This is a genomic window from Streptomyces sp. NPDC037401, from assembly GCF_055602345.1.
This window is the reverse complement of the sequence record NZ_JBVJWO010000035.1, coordinates 80,131-82,624: the sequence shown is the minus strand read 5'-3', so window position 1 is coordinate 82,624 and position 2,494 is coordinate 80,131. Positions and strand designations below refer to the sequence as shown.

Sequence of the window (2,494 nt, the reverse complement as noted above, 5' to 3'; positions counted from 1 at the left end):
ACTATGTTGTGCCCCCCCCCCCCCCCCTCCCCTCCCCCTCCCCCCCCCCCCCCCCCCCCCCCCCCCCCCCCCCCCCCCCCCCCCCCCCCCCCCCCCCCCCCCCCCCCCACAGCCGTTCCACGGGCGTTCGCACAACCGTCGCGACCACCATGTGGAGGATGGTTCAGTCCACCCCCCGGTCGCTTGTAGGGTGACGGTTAGTTCCAACCGGACGACGTGGTCCGGTCGTCGGCCCACGTTGCAAAGGTCTTCCTGCCATGCGCATTGGTGTGCTCACTTCCGGTGGCGACTGCCCCGGCCTCAATGCCGTCATCCGCTCCGTCGTGCACCGCGCCGTCGTCGACCACGGCGACGAGGTCATCGGCTTCCACGACGGGTGGAAGGGTCTCCTGGAGTGTGACTACCGCAAGCTCGACCTCGACGCCGTCAGCGGCATCCTGGCGCGCGGCGGGACGATCCTCGGCTCTTCCCGCGTCCAGCCCGCGCACCTGCGCGACGGCGTGGAGCGCGCCCGCGGCCACGTCGCGGACCTCGGCCTGGACGCCATCATCCCGATCGGCGGCGAGGGCACCCTCAAGGCCGCGAACCTGCTGTCGCAGGGCGGGCTGCCGATCGTCGGCGTGCCCAAGACCATCGACAACGACATCGCCTCGACCGATGTCACCTTCGGCTTCGACACCGCCGTGGGCGTGGCCACCGAGGCCCTCGACCGGCTGAAGACCACCGCCGAGTCGCACCAGCGCGTGATGGTCGTCGAGGTGATGGGCCGCCACACCGGCTGGATCGCGCTGCACTCGGGCATGGCCGCCGGTGCGCACGCGATCGTCGTCCCCGAGCGCCCCTTCGACATCGACGAGCTGACCGCGATCGTCGGCGAGCGCTTCTCCGCGGGCAAGCGCTTCGCGATCGTCGTGGTCGCCGAGGGCGCGAAGCCGCGCGCGGGCTCCATGGAGTTCCAGGAGGGCGGCAAGGACATCTACGGCCACGAGCGGTTCGCCGGCATCGGCAACATCCTGGCCGTGGAGCTGGAGCGGCGCCTGGGCAAGGAGGCCCGGCCGGTGATCCTGGGCCACGTGCAGCGCGGCGGCACCCCGACGGCGTACGACCGGGTGCTCGCGACCCGGTTCGGCTGGCACGCGGTCGAGGCCGCGCACCGCGGAGAGTTCGGCATGATGACGGCCCTGCGCGGCACGGACATCACGATGGTGCCGCTGTCGGGTGCCGTGGAGACGCTCAAGACCGTCCCGGACGACCGCTACGCGGAGGCGCAGAACGTCCTCTGATCCCGGGCCCGGCGCCGGACGCATCCGGCGCGGACGCCCGGAGCGGGTGTGATCTTTCCCCTCTCTTGTCCTCTTATGCCGCCCCGGCCGCAGTCGCGGTCCGGGGCGGCATTACTGTGATGGGGCACCACGGTCAAGGGAGTAGGCACATGGATCACAGCGGGCACGGCATGGACATGGACATGGACCTGCCGCCGTTCACGCTGGGGCGCGGTCTGGAGTTCTCCCCCGACTCGTTCTTCCTGATCGGCTGCCTGCTGGGGCTGGCCCTCTACGGCTGGGGCGTGGTGCGGCTGCGCCGCCGCGGCGACGCCTGGTCGTGGGGCCGTACGGTCGCGTGGACCGCCGGCGTGCTGAGCGTGGCGCTGGTGATGTGCACCAAGCTGAACGACTACGGCATGGTCATGTTCAGCGTGCACATGGTGCAGCACATGGTGATCAGCATGCTCTCCCCCATCCTGCTCCTGCTGGGCGCCCCGATGACGCTGGCGCTGCGGGCGCTGCCGCCCGCCGGGCGGGGCCGCAAGGGCCCCCGCGAGCTGCTGCTGAAGTTCCTGCACAGCCGGTACATGCGGGTGGTCACGCACCCGGCGTTCACGATCCCGATGTTCATCGCGAGCCTGTACGCGCTGTACTTCACGCCGCTCTTCGACACCCTGATGGGCAGCAAGCCCGGGCACATCGCGATGATGGTCCACTTCCTCGCGGTCGGCCTGATCTTCTTCTGGCCGATCATGGGCGTCGACCCGGGCCCGCACCGGCCCGGCTACGTGATGCGGATGCTGGAGCTGTTCGCCGGCATGCCCTTCCACGCCTTCTTCGGCATCGCGCTGATGATGGCCAGCGAGCCCATGATCGGTACGTACGCCGACCCGCCGGCCTCCCTCGGCATCGACGCGCTCGACGACCAGCAGTGGGCGGGCGGGATCGCGTGGGCGTTCAGCGAGATCCCCTCGGTGCTGGTGCTGATCGCCCTGATCTACCAGTGGTACCGCTCCGAGCAGCGGACGGCGAAGCGGTCCGACCGGGCCGCGGACCGGGACGGCGACAAGGAGCTCGAGGCGTACAACGCCTACCTGGCCTCGCTCCAGACCCGCAGCCGCTGAGGGACCCCGCGGGGTGGGGGGGGGGGGCCCAGGGGGGGGGGGGGGGGGGGGACGGAACCCCCCTGGCCGGACGACGGCCCCACGAGCCCCATCCCGGACCGAGCC

2 protein-coding genes are annotated in these 2,494 nt (G+C 71.5%); both read left to right on the top strand.

The window, feature by feature from the left end; genetic code table 11:
• Positions 1-257 precede the first annotated feature (257 nt).
• On the top strand, positions 258-1,283 hold the full coding sequence (locus ACZ7H1_RS30145; protein WP_470790960.1) for a 6-phosphofructokinase: 1,026 nt from the start codon (positions 258-260) through the stop codon (positions 1,281-1,283).
• Between the two features lie 149 nt (positions 1,284-1,432).
• Positions 1,433-2,389 (top strand): cytochrome c oxidase assembly protein, encoded by a 957-nt coding sequence (locus tag ACZ7H1_RS30140; RefSeq protein WP_470790959.1) that lies wholly within the window; start codon positions 1,433-1,435, stop codon positions 2,387-2,389.
• Positions 2,390-2,494: the final 105 nt, after the last annotated feature.